A 20483-nucleotide genomic window follows, 5' to 3' on the forward strand; every position below is an offset into this window, starting at 1 on the left:
GTATTAGGCACGCCGCCAGCGTTCGTCCTGAGCCAGGATCAAACTCTCCATAAAAGTTAAGTTTAAATCTTGTATTGCTCAAAAAACTAATAATTGACGTTTACTTCATGTTTTGTTTAGTTTTCAAAGTTCACTTTGTCGCGTCATTTGCGACTTTTTCATATTAACATCTCTTAGAAAGCGAGTCAACATTTTTTTTATTTTTTATTACTTCATTTCGTTTTTTGTCGAACCATCTTGGCGACGTATATAAATATAACATCCTAATTAGGTTATGACAAGCCCTTTTTTTCATTTTTTTTTATAAATGATAAAAAAATTATAAATAGTACGAAGGAAGTGTAATACGTAATGTCGAATTAGCAATAAACTATATAGAAAAGGGGTTTAGAAAATGGATCTACAACCAGATATCCTCATAAAATTACTAGTATCAGCAATGTTAGGTTCCGTTATCGGTTTAGAAAGAGAGTTAAAAAGAAAACCTCTTGGATTAAAGACATGCCTTGTTATTTCAATAATGAGTTGCCTATTAACAATTGTTTCTATTAGTTCTGCCTTTTCATTTCATGGAAGTGATTATTTAAATATAACAATGGACCCGTTACGATTACCGGCTCAAATAGTATCAGGAATCGGTTTCGTTGGAGCTGGTGTAATTCTTCGAAGAGGTAATGATACAATAGCCGGGTTAACAACAGCTGCTATGATTTGGGGAGCATCGGGTATCGGAATAATTGTTGGGGCTGGCTTTTACGCCGAGGCTTTAGCAGGTGTAGGTTTATTAATAATAAGTGTAGAATTAATTCCTTACTTAATTAACAAGCTTGGTCCTAAAAGATTAAAAGAAAGAGATATAAGTTTAAAGCTAACAGTAATAGGAAGAGATAATATAAATATTGTCATTGATCAAATTACCGCTCAGGATATTACAGTTAAAAACATTAAAATAAAAGGATTAAATAATGATGAACATTATGTCCAAATGAAATTATTAGTGTTTAATAAACGAAGAACGACAGAAATTTATTATGATATTGAACAAATAGAAAACATCCGTGGAATTGAGATAGAAAGTATATAGTAGTGATAAGTTATTACTTATTGGTAAAAATAAGTGTTACGAAATTGCGATGGAGGTATAAGCTTGAAAGTATTTCGTAACCAACCAATCTATTTTAAATCCTATACACTATTTAAAATTACGTTAATTCTATTATCGTTGATTGCTATTTTCGGATCAATCATCCATTTCGCTGAGCCATTTACTTTTCCAACTGTTTGGGACGGTATGTGGTGGTCAATAGTAACTACATTTACAGTAGGTTACGGTGATTACGTACCCCTATCTCCAGTTGGACGTTTTTTTGCAGTTATATTAATTTTACTAGGTACTGGATTTGGTTCTTATTATATGATTTCATTTACAGCACAAACATTTAGGAATCAAGACGCGGATTTTAGAGGTGCACTTACATTTACGAAAAAGAACCATATTATAATAGTAGGTTGGAATGAACGAGTTAAAAATGTAATTAAACAACTACGTGCATCTTCAAACCAGGTCTATATTGTATTAATTGATGAAAGTTTAGAGCTATTACCACCTGATTTAGAAAAGGTACACTTTGTAAAAGGCTCTGCCTCCAATGACTCAGTACTAGAAAGAGCAAATATAAAATTTGCCAATACAATCTTAATTACAGCTGATCAAAATAAAAATGAGCAAGATGCCGATATGCAAACAATTTTAACAATCATCGCTACAAAAGGTCTTAATCAGTCAATTAACTGTATCGCAGAAATCTTAACCAAAAATCAAGTCATTAACGCAAATCGAGCTGGCGCGAATGAAATAATTGAAGCGCATTTGTTAACTTCCTTTGTCATGTCAGGTTCGATTATGCATAGAGGATATTCAGATGTAGTGCTTAAGTTAACAAATCAACTAGAAAACTTTACAGTGAAAATATTGGAAGTTGAACAAAAAATGATTGGAAAATTTTATTTTGATATTGTTGTTGAAGAATTAAACAATGATAAAATGATTATTGGAATCATTCGTGATAAACAAACAATCATCAGACCCGATAAAAGTATTAAAATTACAAAAGATGATTTTCTGATCTTACTTACTTAACAATTGCTATCAAAAAAGAGCCAATCCAAAAGGTTTGGCTCTTTTTTGATAGACAAATTCTAAAACTTGATTTTCAGACTGATTGCAAGCGCTTGTCTTTCGAGGCGCGAAGCCTGGTGAGGAGCGGAGTTACCTAAAACGGTAATGAGCACCGCAGACAGGCGAAGCAACGAAGAAAGCGAGCGTTTGGCGGGCAGTCTAAAAGAGCCAATCCAAAAGGTTTGGCTCTTTTTTTTATAAAAGTTCGTCCTCAATTCTCTTAAGAATTTCAAACCCTTTTATTTGATATTTTCTAGGAACTTTTCCATCTTTTTCAATTGGTTCTTGGAACTGGTTTAATGATCCAGTTAAATTCCCCTCTAAACCAACATTATCATCTAGCCCCTCATTATAAATATGAGTTAATAAAAAGGGAGTCTCAAATTGTATAACAGCCCCATTCATATCTAATGAACCTGAAGTAACATTAAAAGGTAATCTTAAATATTGATACCCGTCATCATCCTGCATTAATAAGTCAAAACTCCCATGATCATATTCCCAGTTTGCTCCAATTACAAATCCATGATTTTTTAATTTCCCCTCAATGTCATTAAGCGGAAATATTGCATTCTCTAATTTTGATTTTAAAGGATACATGCTTTTCTCCTCCTTTTTTCAATAGTATTTTCTTATTAAGTAAAAACATGAATTTTAATTTTAATTTCAAAAAAAAACCGTTGTTAAAGTCAATTTTAACAACGGTCTTTTAGTCATAATATTATTTTAATCGTTCTTCTAATTGCATTTTTAGTTCTTCAAATCCTGGTTTACCTAATAATGCAAACATGTTCTTCTTGTATGCTTCGACACCTGGTTGATCAAACGGATTTACTCCAAGTAAATATCCACTCATCGCACAAGCTAATTCAAAGAAGTATACTGTATAACCGAAAGTATACTCATCTAATTTTGGTAAAGAAACAATTAGATTTGGTACTCCACCGTCAGCATGAGCTAAGATCGTACCTTCAAAAGCTTTTTTATTAACAAAATCTACAGTTTTACCAGCAAGATAATTTAATCCGTCAGAGTCGTTATCCTCAAGTTCAATTGTTAATTCATGGCGAGGATTTTCAACAGATAAAACTGTTTCAAATAGATCACGTCGACCTTCTTGTACATATTGTCCAAGAGAATGTAAATCCGTTGAGAAGTTTGCTGAAGATGGATAGATACCTTTTTGGTCTTTCCCTTCACTCTCTCCAAATAATTGCTTCCACCATTCTCCAAAATATTGTAATGATGGCTCATAGTTAACAAGCATCTCGATTGTTTTACCTTTGTTGTATAAAACATTTCGAACAACTGCATATTGATATGCTTGATTATCTTCTAATTCTGAAGAGTTATATTCTTTATATGCATCTTGTGCACCCTTCATCATTTGTTCAATATCAATACCCGCTGCAGCAATCGGTAATAAACCTACTGCAGTTAATACTGAATAACGTCCACCTACATCGTCAGGAATAACAAATGTTTCATAACCCTTTTCATCAGCAACAGTTTTTAATGCCCCACGTGCTTTATCAGTTGTAGCGTAAATACGATGTTTAGCTTCTTCAGCACCATATTTTTCCTCTAACAGTTTTCTAAAAATACGGAATGCAATAGCTGGTTCAGTTGTTGTCCCAGATTTTGAGATAACATTAATAGAAAAATCCTTATCCTTTAAAACTTGAGTTAAATCATGCATATATGTAGAACTAATATTATTTCCTACGAAGAAAACTTGAGGTGCTTTTCTTTCTTCTTTAGAAGCGATATTAAAAAATGAGTGTTGTAACATTTCAATTGCAGCACGTGCACCTAAATAAGATCCACCGATACCAATTACTAAAAGAACGTCTGAATCTGATTTAATTTTCTCTGCTGCTTTTTGAATTCGAGAAAATTCTTCTTTGTCATAGTCATTAGGTAACTCTACCCATCCTAGAAAGTCGCTACCTGCTCCTGTTTTTTCATGAATTGTATGGTGAAATAATTTCACTGCATCCCTTAAATAAGATATTTCATGATCTTGAAAAAACATTTTTGCTTTTGAATAGTCAAATTTAATATGAGAAGTCATACTTCAAACCTCCTTAAATAGTTGTAATACCTTTACAATGTACCTAATTAAATAATTGAAAGCAAGTAAATGCAATTATATTTATGTGAAAAAATTAACAAAAAATTTAAAGACATTTCTTCTTATAATTTTTTTTGAGTACATAAACAAAAATAAATGAGGAAAGCTATGTTAGAAGGTCATAAAAAGGAGGTTAACCTATATGAGTACATTACAACGTATTGCACTTATTTTTACAATCATTGGGGCTATAAACTGGGGCTTAATTGGATTTTTTCAATTTGATTTAGTTGCAGCAATTTTTGGTGGTGCAGATTCTGCTTTTGCTCGAATTATTTATGGTATCGTTGGTATTTCAGGATTAATTAACCTTGGCTTATTATTTAAACCTTCAGAAGAGCTAGGAACACATCCTGAAACAAATGAAGTAAGATAATTGTAGACGAAATTAGTCTCTTATCTATACTTTTCTAAGAATTAAAAAGGAAGGGTAAATTCCCTTCCTTTTTAATTCGTCATATTTTCTTTCTTCATCTCAACGCGAAGCCATTCATTTAATTTTTTATGCAGGGTGCTAAATCCATCTGGTTTAAGCTCTCTTAATAGTCTAGCTGCATGTTTTAAGTTCTCGTCACCATTAAATCCTTGATCGATACTTGCTCCTTTTAAAGACAAACTTATTTTTCCTGTCATCTCATCAATAGACAGTACACGTACATTTACTAATTGCCCAACAGAAATATAGTCTCGAATATCGCGAACATATCCATTAATAATTTCGGAAATATGTACTAGTCCTTGTGTTTGGTGATCAAGTGAAATAAAGGCACCATACGTTTGAATCCCTGTTACTTTACCAGTGTAAACTTTTCCAATATTGTAGTTTTGTGCCATTCAAAACACTCCTAATTTTCGTTCAATTCCACTAAATAAATTTTAGCACACACAGACCAACTTTTAAAGTTTGCTTACTACTCATAAATGGCACTTCTTTTCTAAAATCCCTTTACTTATTATAGTCACTTTAAAGGTTGGGCTATTTCAATTATTTTAAATAAATACTTGTCTCTATTAGAATTGACGAAAAACTTATAATTTAAAAGTATTTTAGCAATTTGCATATCATATGGTGACTTACAGAGCATTATTAAATAAAGCATGTATTCCTTCCGTTTGGACATAATAATCCAAAAAATAAGAAGGAGAGTTTGGATGATGAATCATTCTGAAACAATGCAGTCAACATATAAGGTTTCTGGACTTGATGTATATTATGAACTTTACGGATACCATAATAGCAATAAGCAAGATTCAAAAGTATTTGTATTAATTCACGGTTTTTTATCATCTTGCTTCAGTTTCCGAAGACTAATCCCTTATATCTCAAAAGATCATGTTGTTGTCGTAATTGACCTACCCCCGTTTGGTAAAAGTGGAAAACATTTAAATTTTAAATATTCGTATGATAACTTTGCGAACGTCGTTATCTCTCTTGTAAATCATTTAAATTTACAAAACATTTATTTAGTCGGACATTCTATGGGCGGGCAAATTGCTTTATATGTAACAAAAAAAGAACCGGAGCTCGTAAAAAAAGTGATTTTATTATGTAGTTCAGGTTATTTAGGAAGGGCAAATCCACATTTAATAATTTCATCTTATTTTCCTTTTTTCTATCTATATATTAAAAGGCATTTAGCTAAACAAGGTATTATGAACTCACTCATTTCAGTTGTTCATAATCAGAAGTTAATTGATGATGAGATGATAAACGGATACAAAGAACCTTTTTTGCAAGATGAGATTTTTAGAGCATTAACAAAGATGATTCGTGATCGAGAGGGTGATTTAAGTCCTGAAGATTTACAAAATATATCTGTACCTACATTATTAATTTGGGGTGAAAAAGATAAAGTAGTTCCATTAGAAGTAGGAGAAAGATTGCATCGCGATTTAAGGTATTCAACTTTATATACTTATCCTGAAGCAGGACATTTAATTCCTGAAGAAATTCCTGAACATATTTATGAACGGATATCAAATTTTGTATAAGAAAAAGAGTCCTCAAAATTGGGACTCTTTTTCACATTTATTCTATTTCAAATATCGGCAAAGTAATAATAACCTTCAATCCTTTACCATCTATATTCACAAATTTTATCTTACCTTTGTGTTGGTCAATAATATGCTTTACAATAGCAAGTCCTAATCCGGTTCCACCTTCGTTTCTAGATCTTGCTTTATCTACTCGGTAAAACCTTTCTCCTAAATGCGGAATCTCTTCAGACGGAATTCCCTTTCCTTCATCTAAAATTTCCAACGTGACTTGTTTATCTTGAAATAGTGAAATATAAATCGTTTTACCTTTAGGTGTATAACGAATTGAGTTATCAAGTAAATTGTGGATTACCTGTTGAAAACGGTCTGGGTCAACATTTGCGATAATCGTCTCATCTAAATTCTTTTGAATTTTAATATTACGTTTAATGAGGATTTGAGAATATGTTTCGATTGTATCTTCAATTAACTGAGCAATTACGTTAGGTTCTTGACTAAGTGGAAATTGCTGGCCATCTAATGTAGCCAAGTCAAGTAAATCTCTAACTAATCTTTGCATCCGACTAGCCTCTTTCTGAATGATACCAACATATTTTAGTTGTTGTTCTTGTTTTATTACACCATCTAGTATTGCTTCACTATATCCTTTAACATAACTTAACGGTGTTCTTAATTCATGAGAAACATTGGCTAAAAACTCTTTTCTATTTTCATCTTCTTTTTGTAAAGAATCAGACATTGAGTTAAACGCAGTAGCTAGTTTTCCTATTTCATCACCACTATTGTAGTGGATCCGTTCGGTGTAATCACCATTTGCCATTTTATAAGATATTTGCTCCATTCTTGATAAAGGCTTAATCATTTGTTTTATTATACTTCTGCCAATTAAAAGAATAATGAAGGCAAATAACAATGTACTAATCGTAAAGATCCATTTTGATTGTTGGATTAATTCAGTAACACTCCTTAAAGGTAAGTGTAAGTATATAATCCCTTCTAGTTTTTCTTTTTTTACAACCGGAACAACAACTCCGATTATTTGATGCTTAAATCTTTTTTCAAATCCTGTCTTCGTAATCACTTTTCCTTTTAATAAAGTTTCACGATCGTCTTCAGTAATGAAAGATTCGTGGCTTACATTATAGGGGATACATGCACTTAAATCTCTTGGATTGCTAATAAATAAAACATTAGCATTTGAAACAGCATCAAATTTTGAAACAAATTCTGAAAAGTCATTAACATTATTCGTTTTATGATAATGTTTTACTAAACTTGTACCTTCTTGGATTAAAGTGGAACGAACATACGAAACATATAATTGCTTATATGCAAACTGAAACATTAAAAAGAAAAAGATTGTTGTACAGATTACGATTAAACAAATCGTTAACCAAAGCTTTTGTAAAAACGATAACGAATAGAGTAATTTCCTCATCCGTTTATCCCGAATTTATATCCTACACCCCAAACCGTAGAAATATAATCTGCATCCTGTCCTAATTTAATTCTTAATGTTTTTATATGTGTATCGACTGTTCTAGCTGTACCAAAATAATCAAAACCCCAAACCTTTTCTAAAATTTGTTCGCGGCTAAAAACGTGGTCTTGGTGCTTACAAAAGAAGAGAAGCAAATCATATTCTTTTAAAGTAAGCGATAAAGGTTTATCCGATACAAAAGCATTCCTAGACTTTTCATTTATTTTGATTTTGCCTATCTGTAAAACGGTAGCATCCGTGTTTTTCGTTCTTCTTAAAACTGCATCTACTCTTGCAATTAATTCTCCTGGACTAAATGGTTTTACGATATAATCATCCGCTCCCATTTTTAAACCATTTACCTTATCCCACTCTTCACCTTTTGCTGTTAAGAAAATCACAGGTACATTTGATGTTTCTCTAATCTTTTTACAAAGGGTCCATCCATCCATTATCGGCATCATTATATCTAAAATTAATAAATCATAGTTTGATTGACTTATTTTTAATAATGCGCTCTCACCATTGTTTGCTCCGTCCCAACTATATCCACTATTTTCTAAATACATTCCAACCAATTGGCAAATTTCTTGTTCATCATCAACAATTAATATCTTTCTTTCAATCATGTCGAATACCCTCTCTTAACAATAATTGAAAAGGTCCTCTTCCTACTGCAACTTCTTTTTCAATTTTCATCGTTGTCGTATTTATTTGGTACAGCTTGTTTAAATCATAGCTAGCTGCATATGCGGTATGTTTAAAACCAATAGCCGTATATGGATTCGATCCAACTTCAATAAACTTAGTCTGATTAACTACATTCGGATTTAGCTTATAAATTTGATTTGTTCCATGGGCGATTGTAAATAATCCATCTTCATTTTGAAAAAACGAAATAGGCATTAATGGCGTATGAAGAGTCTTTTGTTGCTTACCAGTGATAGTTGAATAAACTTTTACGTTCTCATTTTCCACTTCACCATTTCCATGTCCCCCAACAAATAGTTCAGATGAGTCTTTGTTTAATAGTAAGCCTACCGATGTGTAAGGCACTTCGATCGTTTGTTCAATTTTAAAACCATCCAAGTTAATACCAATCACTTTTCTCTCGTTAAACAAACTAACATATAATTTATGATGAATCGTATCTTCAACCATCGAAATTGGATTTCTACCTATTTTAATTTTTTTAAGAACTTTACCCTTACGATTAAAAAATGTAATGTTATTCTTCTTTCCATTCGTTACAGCAATCACCTGATTACTTTTTAAAGAAATTATATTAGTAATACCAGTACCAGCATTCCAACTATCGACATGGTCCCCTGTTGAAAGATGATAAATATCTATTTTGGGATTTGTTGGATGATATACGGCAATATCTTCTCCGTTTTGTAATAATACCGCTCCACTTACATCCCTATTTAAATTCCAATCTGTTACTTTATGTAAATCATCTAAATTCAGGAACGTTAAACTTCCCACTTTTTTGTTTACTGAAATAAGGACATTTTCCGAATCCTTAATATGTGACATATTACTTGGCACACAGCCGGTACAAAATAAGAAAAGTAAAATCGTACTGAAAATCGAAATCTTTCTCAAAATATTCACCCCCATAAAAGCGATATCAGTCAGTAGCTCTTGACTTCAAGCTTTTATATAAAAGAGGCTATCCTTCTATTCATCAAAGATCGGATAGCCTTCATTATTATTTAATTTACTGTGACTTCTTTTTCAGTATGGTCATGTAGTTCCCCTTTTTCAACATGAACTTTTACTGTATTTGTTCCTTTTTCTTTAAAGGTATACTTAACATCATATTCACCTGGTGCAACTTCTTTTGCATCAGTATAGTCATGTTTTCCTTGCTCATCTTTCCATGTTTCAATTCGCACATTCGCTTTTTCAAGCGGTTTTCCATCATTCGTCATAAGATGAATCGTAAAGTGATTTTCTTTATTTACATCTATATTTTCAGTGCCCATTAAATGAATCATTACATCGCCATGATGATCATCTCCACTGTGAGTTTCATGCTCACTCTTTTCACCATTACTATTGCTAGTTGAGGTAGTAGTTTGAACTTTAAAATCTTTTTTAGGCATTGAATGTTGATCCCTTGCAGTGACATGTGCAATTACATAATAATCTCCTGGATCAGTAAATTTGTATGTAGCCGAATAAATACCATCTGCACCGTTTTTTGCATCAAGCATGGCAATACTATCTTCACCATTTTTACCAATTTCAAATTGAACTTCATCAGCGTCAGAAACAGCTTTATTATTTTGACTAACTTCAGCCCGTATTGTAATTTCTTTATTTAAATTAATATCGGATGTCGGCAGAAGTATATTTACATCAACTGGTTTTTCGACTACTGGTTCCTTCTTCTTTTCATTAGAACATCCTGCAGTTATCATAATACTTACAATTAATAAACTTAATAATTTTTTCATATGTATTACCTCCTAAGATTCTGCTAAATTTATACAGATCTTAAATTTTAGATCGATAAAGTTAATGTTTAAAAAGCGCTTGGTTGATCAGATTTTAGTTAGTCTATGTAGTTAATAAATTCACAAAAATAAATCTATCACAAAAATGTGATAAAAATGTGATGTAAATAAAAAAAGAGACCTTCCTTAGTAAGTCCCCATTTTGAATTACTTTATTCACGTAATGATTTTTTTTCTTTTGATTCCATTAATTCTGTTATACGCTTTTCTTCTTTCAGCGATGCCTTTTTAATTAAATAAAAAGTAATAAATGCACCGATCATAAAAATGATTAATGAAATAACGGCAGGTATATACTCTGTTTTATCTTCAGGAAAATATAAAAACTCCATCATAGTCCCATCACTCCCACTGCCAATTATACAAAGTATTCTATGATAATCAAAGTAAAATGAAGAAATGTTCAAAGATTTTAATTAAGTTGTTTCTTGTTGATTTCCACTACAGGATGGTCGCTTTCCGTGGGGCGAGACCTGAGCCTCCTCGTCACGTTCGTTCCTGTGGGGTCTCAGCCTTCCCGCACATCCCACAGGAGTCGACCATCCTTTCGTTCCAATCAACTTATTCTTTTAAAAAAGTTATTCTTAAAATATTTTTAATCATTAATCAAATGAATGGCTCTTCATAATCAAGTAGTTAGTGAAATCAACAACGACTTACACATCAAAAATATTTAAAACATTTAAATCAATCCCCTTATTGCCCTTATAAAAATGGATTGGATATTAAACAAAATTACTCTTTTAACAAAAATAAAAACCAACTGATTTAAAATCAATTGGTTTTTAGTATGAAGATATTCTTTTCTTTAGTAATGAAAAATCAATTAAGTCTCCTAAAGTCGCTGGTGCAGGTTTTTTCATGTATTGCTTATCTTTTTCTACTAATTTATAAATATGATATGTTGTTAATGCATCGTCTAGTGCTTTGTGGTGATTTCCAGTTCCATCTTTTCCATACTCTTTCATTGCGTTCCAAAGACCAGTTTGATTTTGGTTACCGAAGAAGGTTTTATACTCTAGACATAAGTCTCTTACTTCCCCATGAATTGGGAATGATATATTCGCAGCCTCGCAATTATGTTTTAATACCCTCATATCCATGTTGCCCCAAGTAATTACCGTGGTTCTATAGTTTTTTGTCGCTTCATTTAGTATTTCTCCAAGTTCTTTTAACTGTATTCCATGGTCAACATTTTCTTGAGAAATATTTAGAAACCTTTTGCATCTTGAGGATAACGTTGGAAATTGCAGCGGTTTAACAAATGAAGAATATGTTTGATTAATCTCATCATTAATGACACTTACAAAACCAACTTCAATGATTTCCGGAAAAAATTTAATTCCTTTTGATTTTCCATCGGGCATTGTAAATTCAAAATCAATAAACAGGAACTGCTCTTTCATTTCCTCACCTCCAGAAAAATAAATTTTCTGATTTTTACTTATTGTCTTATATGATTAACGAATATTCAAGTAAGACAAATTTCCTATTTTCTACTTTATTCCTTATTTTATTAATACAACCAATTTGTGTAAAAAATAACATAAGATACCCATCAAGATGAAAAATCGTGTTAAAATAATATCGTTCGTTTAATTAATTCTTTAAACGAATTAAAAAATAGAAAGTATATAGAGGGCTATTATGAAAAAAATTATTGGATTTATTATTATTATAATAAGCTTTCTTGTCTTTTATTTCACATCTCAGCAAGCTATGATGGCATATGAGACCTCAAAACATATTCCCAAAAAGAAGGTAGAAGAACTGCCTGTTGTTTCTTTATCACAGAACAGTGTTTTTTATGATCGAAATAATAATCCTTTTTATATTCCTGCTTCTGGTGATAATAGAATTAATTTAAAAAGCGGTGATATTCCGCAACTAGTAAAAGATATCTTTATTTCTACCGAAGATCGATATTTTTATTCACATAAAGGTATTGATTTATTTGGAGTTGCTAGGGCATTTATGGTGAATGTTTCGAATAGTGGAATAGAACAGGGAGCTAGTACGATTACACAGCAACTTGCAAGAAACTTATATTTAACTCAAGCACGTACAGTCGAACGTAAAATTAAAGAGATTCAAATCTCTTTGCAACTTGAAAGGCAATATTCTAAAGATGAAATTTTAGAAATGTACATTAATACAATTTATTTTGCCAATCGAAACTATGGAATTGAAGCTGCAAGTAAAGCATATTTTAGCAAATCGGTAAAAGATTTGAGTATTGCTCAAACAGCTTTCGTTTGTACAATTCCAAATAACCCAACTTTATATGATCCTTTGAAAAACTTTAATAATGCTAAAAAGCGTCAAGAAAGAATTTTAGGTATACTTAGAGATCAGGGAAAAATCACTGAACAACAGTACACTGCTGCTATGAAAGAAAAAATTACGCTTAAGAAAGATAGTAAAACACAGGAATATCCTGATTACTATTCTTACGTAGATTCTGAGCTAAAGAGTATTTTAGCTGGTAAAAAAGGCAAATTTAATACTAGTAAGCTATCAGCAGCACAACAAACTGAATTAAAAAAATTAAAAACTGTTCCAGAGAGAGCATTATATTTACAAAATCAAGGCTTAAAAGTCTATACAAGCTTAAATCCATCAGTACAACAAGCGACAGTTAACGCAGTTAATCGAGGAACGCTTTCAACAAATACACAAGGCGCAGCAGTTGTAGTAAGAAATGATACACATGAAATTATTGCAATTTCTGGTGGAAGAAACTATGAACCTCACAATCTAAATAGAGCATTCCAATCATATAGACAGCCAGGTTCAACAATTAAACCATTACTAGTTTATGCACCATATATCGAAACCTTTGGTGCTACACCAGATACAAAAGTAAACGCAGATAACTACTGTAAAGGCACGTACTGTCCTAAAAATGATAGTAAAAAAGAATACGGGGATGTAACTATACGTACTGCAATGCAAAACTCATATAATACGGCTGCAGTTCGATTATATGAGCAACTTACACCACGTATAGGTTATTCATACTTAGATAAGTTTGGGTTTAGAACGATTACAAATGAAGACCGAGTAGAGCTAGGTCGTGCTCTTGGTGGTTTCAATGTCGGTATGTCACCATTAGAAATGACAGATGCATACTCTACATTTGGAAACAATGGAGTATTCTATGAAAATACCGCTATTAAAAAAATCACGTTAAGAGATGGTACCGTATTATACGATAATGAACCTAAAGCAATTCGTGTTTACAATCCATCAACGAACGAAACTATGAGAAGCATGTTAAACTCTGTCGTAAAAGATGGTACTGCTAAACATATCTATATGCCGTTAAACTATATTGGCGGTAAAACAGGTACAACTAACGATAATACGAATCTATGGTTCATGGGATTAACTTCAAACTATACAATTGGTACGTGGATTGGTAATGATAAACAAAGAATTCCGATTCCTAAAAACTATTCTTATCCACCTACTCAACGCATATGGCAAAACATCGTTGTGAGTGGCCATTTATATTAATCTATAAACAAAAAAGTAGCACTTTTGAGATACTCAAAAGTGCTACTTTTTTTAAAATGGCATTGAAGTTTTAAATTTAGCTAGAACTGTAAAAGCGCCATATACTACTCCGCTTCCTACTAATCCCCAAATGATTAATTGGATCATTATAAAACCAATGACCCCTACAATTGTATAGTTAGATCTTTGCTTAATTAAAAATAAAATAAAAAATGCAATTACTGATACTATTAAAATAATAGCAATATACACTAAAGATTTATTTAAAAAGATAGCAATTAATCCACCAATTAAAAAGACAAAAGAATATTTCTTAGTTGCTAATAAGTCTATTCCTTCATTGTCCTTTGAGAAAAGTAGTAGCGCAAATTGCCAGATCATATCAGAAATTAATTTGAATCCACTCAAAACTAAATAGAAAAGAAATGCTATACCTAGAAATGTAAGGATTCTAATTTCCTTCTCTGGAAGTAGATCTGTAAGTGGTTGTAGAATACCAGATACTGATAAAAAGTTTATAGTCATTTGAAAGAAGTTTAATGTAATGGCGACCGTAAACATGATAATTGATAAAAGTGCATTAAAGCCTGTGTAATATATATTTTTCATCGAATGTCTCCTTTCTTCTCTATCTCAAGAAATTAAATCCTTAAATAGAGGATGTCTCACTTATCTTCGAAATTTTATATACACAACTTAATTATTTTACCATAAGTTTAAGATAAAATTGATGAGTTTCTATTTTTTCTTTTTAGAAATAATCATTTTAAATTACATTTTAATATTTAAGAAACCTGACTGACCAATTTACCAAGTGTCATTAGTTTGATATCCTCGATCATAAAAAAAACTGCTAAATTACAATTATAATTTAGCAGCTCTTTATGTTAATTTCGTTTATCTTTAATCGCGACTGTACATCTTGAGATACAAACTAACTGCTCATCCTCGGAGTAAATTTTTATATCCCAAACCATTGTCGTTTTACCTGTATGTACTGCAGTTCCGATTGCTGTTACGACACCGTCACGAACAGAACGTAAATGATTTGCATTTATTTCAAGGCCAAAAGCAAGTTGATTCTCTTGATCAATCATCGAAAACGTTCCTACACTCGCAACTGTTTCAGCTAAAGCAACTGAAGCACCACCATGTAAATAACCAAACGGTTGATGTACTTTTTCCGTTACCTCCATTTTCATCACTACTTTGCCTTCCTCAACAGACTCTATCGTCATGCCTAAAGCATGCATTAAGGTCATTTTCTCTTCCATAACGCCTCCACCTCTCCATTAAAGCTTACTCACTTTAAACAACTCTGTTTCGTCTTACTTGTTTGAACAAAAAATTATGTTTAACAATTTCTATTTTATTATAAAATTTTACTTATTTTAAATTCGAGATAATGAAAAGATTTTCCTTTTATTCAAAATAAATATCCTTTTAACGTTGTAAACCCCTTGCTATAAATGCAAGGGGCATGTTTTTATAGTACACCATCAAATCGCTTTTCTGCATATTCTTTTAAACTACTCATTTGTTTTACTACAATTCGTTTTGTGAACCAACTGAATATGAAGCCCGTCATTTTAGCTACTACTGAAGACATTTCCAAGCTACATTCATAATCTAACCGGGTTTGATTTGATTCAACAGAAAAAAAGCGATAGACTGCATCGGCAGTAAAATTAGTATGCTTTAATCGAATACCTAATTCTTTTGGCGGGCTATAAGAAATGATTTCGCCATCATATTCTCGAATTTCCCCATCTTCTTCTAACTTTTGCTTAAACTTATGACCAACTGGTTTTTCTCTGTTAAAATTTTCGTCATACTTATTCTCTATAAAACCATCCATCCACTTTTTTATATGCTCATCTGAATCAACAACTTCAAAAACAGCTTCAATTGGTGCATTAATGGTTAAGCTATAATTTATTTTTTCCATAATCTATTCTCCAATTTGATTCTTTGATTGCTGTCTAAATACTTGTAACGAGTTTTGTTCATTCAATTCTTTAAGATCTGATTCTGTAAATCTTCCTGACCCCTGCTTTATTATATAAACAGCCAATTTCTTCTTTCCCCAATGCTCAAATACATCTCCAACAGTTTGAAAATATAAATCCAAATGATTTCCTTTTACTGCTGCACCTTTATCAGCTACCACTCCATATCCATACCCGGGAATAAATAATACCGTTCCTATCGGAAATACGTTTAAGTCGGCTGCAATGGTTGAAAATAAATCCCTCTTTACTTCCACACCTGAATAAGTAATGCCATAAGAATGGTCTTTAGGACTTTTCCCTGTCGATTCTCTCCCGGCTGTATAACCAGTTGCTGTAACTGTTACTTTTTTATAATTATTCCAATTCGTATTATGTTCGATGTTTTTTGCCATCGTAATCATTATGCTCTCATTTGTGATCGTTTTATTTTCTTCAGCAAATACTTTATTTATTGCAATTGAATCACTAAACCAGCCTTTTATCGTAGCCACTTGAATATTTGCAAGGATTTTTAAAGAAGAAAACAAAGCAATAATGAATAAAATAGATAAAATAACACGTCTAAATAATTTTTTATTTATACCCAATGAATCATTTCACTCCTTTTCATCTTTTCATCTTTCCCTAAAACAAAAAAAATATAAAAAAAACTTTCTCATACTTGAGAAAGTTAGAAGTTAGAACATTTGATATCCATTTTTTCTTAATGAAAGGATTACTACTCCTGACATAATTGACCCTACTAAACCAGCTGTTAAAATAACAATATCACCAGTTCCTACTGCCATTAAGTTTGTTTTTAATGTCTCAAAAGCTACAGTAGTATTAGTAAAATATTTTACCGTACTAATCTTGTCCACAATCATAACGATTAATAGTGGATAGATTACTACCATAAACCAAGTAGTTCGAAAAAGCATATTTGCAAGGAAACCGATTCCAAAAGCTAATACGAAAAATAACAAAATTGAAATAAGTAAAACTGGAATACTCATCACCATATAAAAAACACCCCACATTTTTTCTATATACAGTGTAAAACCTTCTTGTCCTATCGTCAATTTTAAAAAAATTCAAATTATTGAAAAATCATTTGATAAAATGATAGGTTGTATATTGGAATTGATCTCCTGGGTTTAAACCTTTAACCACATTCATTGGTTTATTCGGAGGATTTTCAATTAAGTATTTGATTAATAATGAAGATGTAGGATCCTTAAGTAACTCTTCTTCAGAAATAAAACGTGCATCTGATAACTCTTCTTCTTGAATCGATATTGCTGTATCATCTGCCTGTAATAAGAAAATTAACATATTATCACTAATTTCTTCACGAATAACGCCAGTCCTAACACCTATTAAACCGATTAAAGTTGCATCTACGCCTGTTTCCTCTTTAATCTCTCTTAAAACTGCTTGGTCAACTGTTTCATCTTGTTTTACAAAACCTGCTGGTAAAGACCATAAACCTTTTAAGCCACTATATTTTTTCTTTACAACTAACCATCTTCCGTTAGAGTCTTTCACTAAACCAGCTACCCCTAGCCATATATTGCTTCTTTTACTCATCTATTATGACCACCTTTACGATAAAGAAAACTCGTCTATTGGCGAGCTTTTAGGCGAAGATAGAGGTGTAGTTACACTTATACTTAATTCCTTAAATGGGTAACTACATCTAGAATTCTTCACAACTGCTAATTTAAAATTTACAAAGAAAAAGCTCGACTTAAGTCGAGCTAATATGCTTATAGTAAGTTTAATTTACCTTTTTTAAGAACTAACATTGGTCCACCAAGTACGAATAAATAACGGTTATCAATTACTTTTTTCATAAATGAAGCTTTCCAACCAGTTAATTTCTTACCGTAAACTACGCCAATTGCATCATCATGTCCTAATGAACATACTGTACCTTTAATGTCTGGTGTGAATTCTTCTAATTCACCTTTTCCACGAACTAGTACTGCTAAGTTGTGTGCAACATTAAATCCTTGTTGAATTGCAATTTGTGCTGTTGGTGGGTATGGACGGTTACTTGCTTCGTCAATTAATAAAGCAGAGTCACCAACGATAAATACATCGTCATTTCCAGGAACACGCATATCTTTTGTAACTTTTACACGTCCACGCATCGCTTCAAAACCAGATTGCTCTACTAATGCATTTCCACGTACACCTGCAGCCCAAACAACTGTTGCAGAGTTGATTTTCTCTTCTACATCACCTTTAGCAACGATGATTCCATCTTCAGTACATTCTTTAATAGCTGTACCAATTTTGAATTCTACGCCTTTTTTCTCTAATTGAGAAACTGCATAGTCAACTAATTCAGGATCAAAACCTGGTAATACCATTGGTGCAGCCTCTACGCAAATAATACGAACTAAATCACGATCGATATCATACTCTTTGCATAATTCTGGAACACGGTTTGCAAGTTCACCAACAAATTCAATACCAGTAAATCCAGCACCACCAACGATAATCGTTAATAACTCATCGCGCTTTTCAACTGGAGTGTTGTAGTATTTAGAGAAGCTGTAATCAATATGCTCACGAATTTGACGAGCAGCATTGATGTTAGCAATTGAAAATGCATGTTCTTTTAATCCTTTAATTCCGAAAGTTTCTGACTCAAAACCAAGTCCAACTACTAAATAATCATAGTCTAATTCGCCGTTAGAAAGAAATACTTTCTTCTCTTCAGGTTTGATTTGAGTAACAGTATCTTGAATAAAGTTAATTTTATCTTGATTAATCACGTCTTTAATATCAAGTCGTGTACGGTCATGGTGTAATGTACCTGCTGCATTTTCATGTAACCATGTTGCTTGGTAGTGGTAGCTGTTTTTATTTACTAATGTAATGTCCGCTTCATTTGCAGATAATGTTTTTTGAAGTCGAGTTGCAGTAATAATTCCACCGTACCCAGCTCCAAGGATTACAATCTTAGGCTTATTCATGATATACATACCATCCTTTTAAATTATATTAATTACCTACAATTTGCCGTAATATCTCTAAATTTATAACTAAGCTCAATAGTGAGCAATCTAATTCATTATAAAATCAGTACATAAGTGAGCAAACGATTAAATAGGGATATTTGTCTAAATATTTCGTAATAATTGTCACAAAATGTTAACAATTAGCCTATAACAATATTAAAGTTTTTTGTGTAAGATTTCAAGCATAAATCTAATCGGTAGAATTCTCGAAATATTAAGTGAAATTGGTTATTTTTTGATTCACACCTCATATTTTAGAAAAATTTCTACAATGTTTTAACTGCCATATTTTAATTTTATCGGCATAAAATATGATATTATTCTATTATAGATGCCATGCATTTATACATGAGGGGGCTATTCCTTATGAAAGACGAAAAAGTGTATGATATTACAATTATTGGTGGAGGACCAATTGGTTTATTCACTTCCTTTTATGGTGGAATGCGACAAGCAAGTGTAAAAATCATTGAAAGCTTACCACAGCTTGGTGGTCAATTATCTGCACTTTACCCTGAAAAATACATTTATGATGTAGCTGGCTTCCCAAAAGTTCGTGCTCAAGAGTTAATTGATAACTTAAAAGAGCAAATGAAAAAATTTAATCCTACCGTTTGTTTAGAGCAATCAGTTCAATCAATTACTAAAGGTGAAGATGGAGTATTCCATTTAGTTTGTAATGATGGGTTTGAACATTATACAAAAGCTATTATCATCACTGCAGGTAATGGTGCATTCCAACCACGAAAACTTGAAATTCAAGGTTCTGAAAAATTTGAAAAAACAAACTTACATTATTTCGTAGATGACATGAATAAATTTGCTAGTAAACGAGTTGTTGTTTTCGGTGGCGGAGATTCTGCTTTAGACTGGTCATTAATGCTTGAACCAATCGCTGAAAAAGTAACACTAGTTCACCGTCGTGATAAATTTAGAGCTCATGAGCATAGCGTTAAAAACTTAATGAACTCTAAAATAGAAGTAACAACTCCTTGGGTTCCTGTTGGAATCGTTGGTGAAGAGCGTATTGAAAAAGTTGTACTTCAAAATGCAAAAACCAAAGACCGAATTGAAATCGAAGTTGATGATGTAATCGTTAACTATGGTTTTGTTTCTTCTTTAGGACCAATTAAAAACTGGGGCCTAAACATTGAAAAAAGTAACATTGTTGTTAACTCACGCATGGAAACAAACATTCCAGGTATTTATGCTGCTGGTGATATTTGTACTTATGATGGAAAAGTTAAGCTAATTGCTTCTGGATTTGGTGAAGCACCAACAGCAATCAACAATGCTAAAACATATATTGATCCCACTGCGAAAGTACAACCAGGCCATAGTTCATCAATGTTCTAAAATATAATATTTAAATCGTAAGGACTGTCTTTTAATAGCAGTCTTTTTTAATATCATTTGTGATATATTGAACAATATACAGCATAATTCGTGAACCATTTCACAACCAACTTCTTAAAAAACCAATTGAAATTTTTATCTACACTATATAATAGTACACAACTTCAAAAAAGATTCAATAATTTACCCTGAATTTGTAAAAATATTAACAATTAAGAATTTTGCCTAGTTTGTATAATAGAAAAAATAGGATACAAAAGTATCCTATT

General features: G+C 31.9%; 22 protein-coding genes. 6 read left to right on the forward strand and 16 right to left on the reverse strand.

Annotated features, from left to right (window positions below; genetic code table 11):
- Positions 1 to 394: 394 nt before the first annotated feature.
- Positions 395 to 1084 carry an MgtC/SapB family protein gene (locus BED47_RS17975; protein ID WP_069034794.1) on the forward strand — a complete coding sequence of 230 codons (690 nt, stop codon included), beginning with the start codon at positions 395 to 397 and terminating at the stop codon, positions 1082 to 1084.
- A gap of 63 nt (positions 1085 to 1147) precedes the next feature.
- Positions 1148 to 2140: a potassium channel family protein gene (locus BED47_RS17980; RefSeq protein ID WP_069034795.1), complete on the forward strand. Its 993-nt coding sequence runs from the start codon at positions 1148 to 1150 to the stop codon at positions 2138 to 2140.
- 234 nt (positions 2141 to 2374) lie between these two features.
- On the opposite strand, the gene BED47_RS17985 is transcribed toward BED47_RS17980, so the two are convergent.
- Positions 2375 to 2779: a YugN family protein gene (locus BED47_RS17985; RefSeq protein ID WP_069034796.1), complete on the reverse strand. Its 405-nt coding sequence runs from the start codon at positions 2777 to 2779 to the stop codon at positions 2375 to 2377.
- A gap of 121 nt (positions 2780 to 2900) precedes the next feature.
- Positions 2901 to 4253 carry a glucose-6-phosphate isomerase gene (locus BED47_RS17990; RefSeq protein ID WP_069034797.1) on the reverse strand — a complete coding sequence of 451 codons (1353 nt, stop codon included), beginning with the start codon at positions 4251 to 4253 and terminating at the stop codon, positions 2901 to 2903.
- A gap of 202 nt (positions 4254 to 4455) precedes the next feature.
- Between BED47_RS17990 and BED47_RS17995 the strand changes: the two genes are divergently transcribed.
- A complete protein-coding gene (locus tag BED47_RS17995; RefSeq protein ID WP_056468643.1) occupies positions 4456 to 4689 on the forward strand; it encodes a DUF378 domain-containing protein in 234 nt (77 codons plus the stop codon).
- A gap of 71 nt (positions 4690 to 4760) precedes the next feature.
- On the opposite strand, the gene BED47_RS18000 is transcribed toward BED47_RS17995, so the two are convergent.
- A complete protein-coding gene (locus BED47_RS18000; RefSeq protein ID WP_056468646.1) occupies positions 4761 to 5147 on the reverse strand; it encodes a CvfD/Ygs/GSP13 family RNA-binding post-transcriptional regulator in 387 nt (128 codons plus the stop codon).
- A 321-nt stretch (positions 5148 to 5468) separates the two neighbouring features.
- Between BED47_RS18000 and BED47_RS18005 the strand changes: the two genes are divergently transcribed.
- The gene (locus tag BED47_RS18005) at positions 5469 to 6305 is read left to right on the forward strand and encodes an alpha/beta fold hydrolase (protein WP_069034991.1); all 837 of its coding nucleotides are present in this window, start codon (positions 5469 to 5471) and stop codon (positions 6303 to 6305) included.
- Between the two features lie 37 nt (positions 6306 to 6342).
- On the opposite strand, the gene BED47_RS18010 is transcribed toward BED47_RS18005, so the two are convergent.
- From BED47_RS18010 to kapD, 6 genes are all read right to left on the reverse strand, one after another.
- A complete protein-coding gene (locus tag BED47_RS18010; protein ID WP_069034798.1) occupies positions 6343 to 7749 on the reverse strand; it encodes a sensor histidine kinase in 1407 nt (468 codons plus the stop codon).
- Positions 7746 to 8420 (reverse strand): response regulator transcription factor, encoded by a 675-nt coding sequence (locus BED47_RS18015; protein WP_069034799.1) that lies wholly within the window; start codon positions 8418 to 8420, stop codon positions 7746 to 7748. Before BED47_RS18015 ends, BED47_RS18010 begins: the two co-directional genes overlap by 4 nt.
- Positions 8413 to 9399, reverse strand: a complete 987-nt coding sequence (locus tag BED47_RS18020; protein ID WP_069034800.1) for a YncE family protein — start codon at positions 9397 to 9399, stop codon at positions 8413 to 8415. Before BED47_RS18020 ends, BED47_RS18015 begins: the two co-directional genes overlap by 8 nt.
- Positions 9400 to 9509: 110 nt before the next feature.
- A complete protein-coding gene (locus BED47_RS18025) occupies positions 9510 to 10256 on the reverse strand; it encodes a FixH family protein (protein WP_069034801.1) in 747 nt (248 codons plus the stop codon).
- A 212-nt stretch (positions 10257 to 10468) separates the two neighbouring features.
- Entirely contained in the window at positions 10469 to 10651 is a 183-nt protein-coding gene (locus tag BED47_RS18030) for a hypothetical protein (RefSeq protein ID WP_069034802.1), read from the reverse strand.
- 450 nt (positions 10652 to 11101) lie between these two features.
- Positions 11102 to 11722: a 3'-5' exonuclease KapD gene (gene kapD / locus BED47_RS18035; RefSeq protein ID WP_069034803.1), complete on the reverse strand. Its 621-nt coding sequence runs from the start codon at positions 11720 to 11722 to the stop codon at positions 11102 to 11104.
- Between the two features lie 241 nt (positions 11723 to 11963).
- Here kapD and BED47_RS18040 point away from each other — a divergent pair, with 241 nt between their 5' ends.
- Entirely contained in the window at positions 11964 to 13835 is a 1872-nt protein-coding gene (locus BED47_RS18040) for a transglycosylase domain-containing protein (protein WP_069034804.1), read from the forward strand.
- A 51-nt stretch (positions 13836 to 13886) separates the two neighbouring features.
- On the opposite strand, the gene BED47_RS18045 is transcribed toward BED47_RS18040, so the two are convergent.
- The 7 genes from BED47_RS18045 to BED47_RS18075 all read right to left on the reverse strand — a co-directional run bounded on the left by BED47_RS18045 (position 13887) and on the right by BED47_RS18075 (position 18813).
- Entirely contained in the window at positions 13887 to 14444 is a 558-nt protein-coding gene (locus BED47_RS18045) for a DUF5366 family protein (protein ID WP_069034805.1), read from the reverse strand.
- A gap of 278 nt (positions 14445 to 14722) precedes the next feature.
- On the reverse strand, positions 14723 to 15109 hold the full coding sequence (locus tag BED47_RS18050) for a PaaI family thioesterase (RefSeq protein ID WP_025671788.1): 387 nt from the start codon (positions 15107 to 15109) through the stop codon (positions 14723 to 14725).
- Positions 15110 to 15321: 212 nt separating this feature from the next.
- The gene (locus BED47_RS18055) at positions 15322 to 15783 is read right to left on the reverse strand and encodes an SRPBCC family protein (protein WP_069034806.1); all 462 of its coding nucleotides are present in this window, start codon (positions 15781 to 15783) and stop codon (positions 15322 to 15324) included.
- Between the two features lie 3 nt (positions 15784 to 15786).
- Positions 15787 to 16434, reverse strand: coding sequence for a 3D domain-containing protein (locus BED47_RS18060; protein WP_069034807.1), 648 nt, complete (start codon positions 16432 to 16434; stop codon positions 15787 to 15789).
- Between the two features lie 90 nt (positions 16435 to 16524).
- Positions 16525 to 16842: a YuiB family protein gene (locus tag BED47_RS18065; protein WP_302622010.1), complete on the reverse strand. Its 318-nt coding sequence runs from the start codon at positions 16840 to 16842 to the stop codon at positions 16525 to 16527.
- A gap of 94 nt (positions 16843 to 16936) precedes the next feature.
- Positions 16937 to 17416 carry an NUDIX hydrolase gene (locus BED47_RS18070; RefSeq protein WP_069034809.1) on the reverse strand — a complete coding sequence of 160 codons (480 nt, stop codon included), beginning with the start codon at positions 17414 to 17416 and terminating at the stop codon, positions 16937 to 16939.
- A gap of 179 nt (positions 17417 to 17595) precedes the next feature.
- A complete protein-coding gene (locus BED47_RS18075; protein ID WP_069034810.1) occupies positions 17596 to 18813 on the reverse strand; it encodes an NAD(P)/FAD-dependent oxidoreductase in 1218 nt (405 codons plus the stop codon).
- A gap of 393 nt (positions 18814 to 19206) precedes the next feature.
- Here BED47_RS18075 and BED47_RS18080 point away from each other — a divergent pair, with 393 nt between their 5' ends.
- The gene (locus BED47_RS18080; protein ID WP_254664624.1) at positions 19207 to 20214 is read left to right on the forward strand and encodes an NAD(P)/FAD-dependent oxidoreductase; all 1008 of its coding nucleotides are present in this window, start codon (positions 19207 to 19209) and stop codon (positions 20212 to 20214) included.
- Positions 20215 to 20483: the final 269 nt, after the last annotated feature.

The organism is Gottfriedia luciferensis (assembly GCF_001712755.1).
Lineage (GTDB): Bacteria > Bacillota > Bacilli > Bacillales > Bacillaceae_G > Gottfriedia > Gottfriedia luciferensis_B.

Bases quoted from the DNA above. Each gene is read 5' to 3' on its own strand.
- BED47_RS18080 (WP_254664624.1), top strand. From the start codon at position 19,207: ATGAGGGGGCTATTCCTTATGAAAGACGAAAAAGTGTATGATATTACA.
- BED47_RS18000 (WP_056468646.1), bottom strand. From the start codon at position 5,147: ATGGCACAAAACTACAATATTGGAAAAGTTTACACTGGTAAAGTAACA.
- BED47_RS18075 (WP_069034810.1), bottom strand. From the start codon at position 18,813: ATGAATAAGCCTAAGATTGTAATCCTTGGAGCTGGGTACGGTGGAATT.
- BED47_RS18055 (WP_069034806.1), bottom strand. From the start codon at position 15,783: ATGGAAAAAATAAATTATAGCTTAACCATTAATGCACCAATTGAAGCT.
- BED47_RS17990 (WP_069034797.1), bottom strand. From the start codon at position 4,253: ATGACTTCTCATATTAAATTTGACTATTCAAAAGCAAAAATGTTTTTT.
- BED47_RS18015 (WP_069034799.1), bottom strand. From the start codon at position 8,420: ATGATTGAAAGAAAGATATTAATTGTTGATGATGAACAAGAAATTTGC.
- BED47_RS18070 (WP_069034809.1), bottom strand. From the start codon at position 17,416: ATGAGTAAAAGAAGCAATATATGGCTAGGGGTAGCTGGTTTAGTGAAA.
- BED47_RS17995 (WP_056468643.1), top strand. From the start codon at position 4,456: ATGAGTACATTACAACGTATTGCACTTATTTTTACAATCATTGGGGCT.
- BED47_RS18065 (WP_302622010.1), bottom strand. From the start codon at position 16,842: ATGAGTATTCCAGTTTTACTTATTTCAATTTTGTTATTTTTCGTATTA.
- BED47_RS18025 (WP_069034801.1), bottom strand. From the start codon at position 10,256: ATGAAAAAATTATTAAGTTTATTAATTGTAAGTATTATGATAACTGCA.
- BED47_RS18005 (WP_069034991.1), top strand. From the start codon at position 5,469: ATGAATCATTCTGAAACAATGCAGTCAACATATAAGGTTTCTGGACTT.
- BED47_RS18010 (WP_069034798.1), bottom strand. From the start codon at position 7,749: ATGAGGAAATTACTCTATTCGTTATCGTTTTTACAAAAGCTTTGGTTA.
- BED47_RS18050 (WP_025671788.1), bottom strand. From the start codon at position 15,109: ATGGAAGAGAAAATGACCTTAATGCATGCTTTAGGCATGACGATAGAG.
- kapD (WP_069034803.1), bottom strand. From the start codon at position 11,722: ATGAAAGAGCAGTTCCTGTTTATTGATTTTGAATTTACAATGCCCGAT.
- BED47_RS18045 (WP_069034805.1), bottom strand. From the start codon at position 14,444: ATGAAAAATATATATTACACAGGCTTTAATGCACTTTTATCAATTATC.
- BED47_RS17975 (WP_069034794.1), top strand. From the start codon at position 395: ATGGATCTACAACCAGATATCCTCATAAAATTACTAGTATCAGCAATG.
- BED47_RS18040 (WP_069034804.1), top strand. From the start codon at position 11,964: ATGAAAAAAATTATTGGATTTATTATTATTATAATAAGCTTTCTTGTC.
- BED47_RS17985 (WP_069034796.1), bottom strand. From the start codon at position 2,779: ATGTATCCTTTAAAATCAAAATTAGAGAATGCAATATTTCCGCTTAAT.
- BED47_RS18030 (WP_069034802.1), bottom strand. From the start codon at position 10,651: ATGATGGAGTTTTTATATTTTCCTGAAGATAAAACAGAGTATATACCT.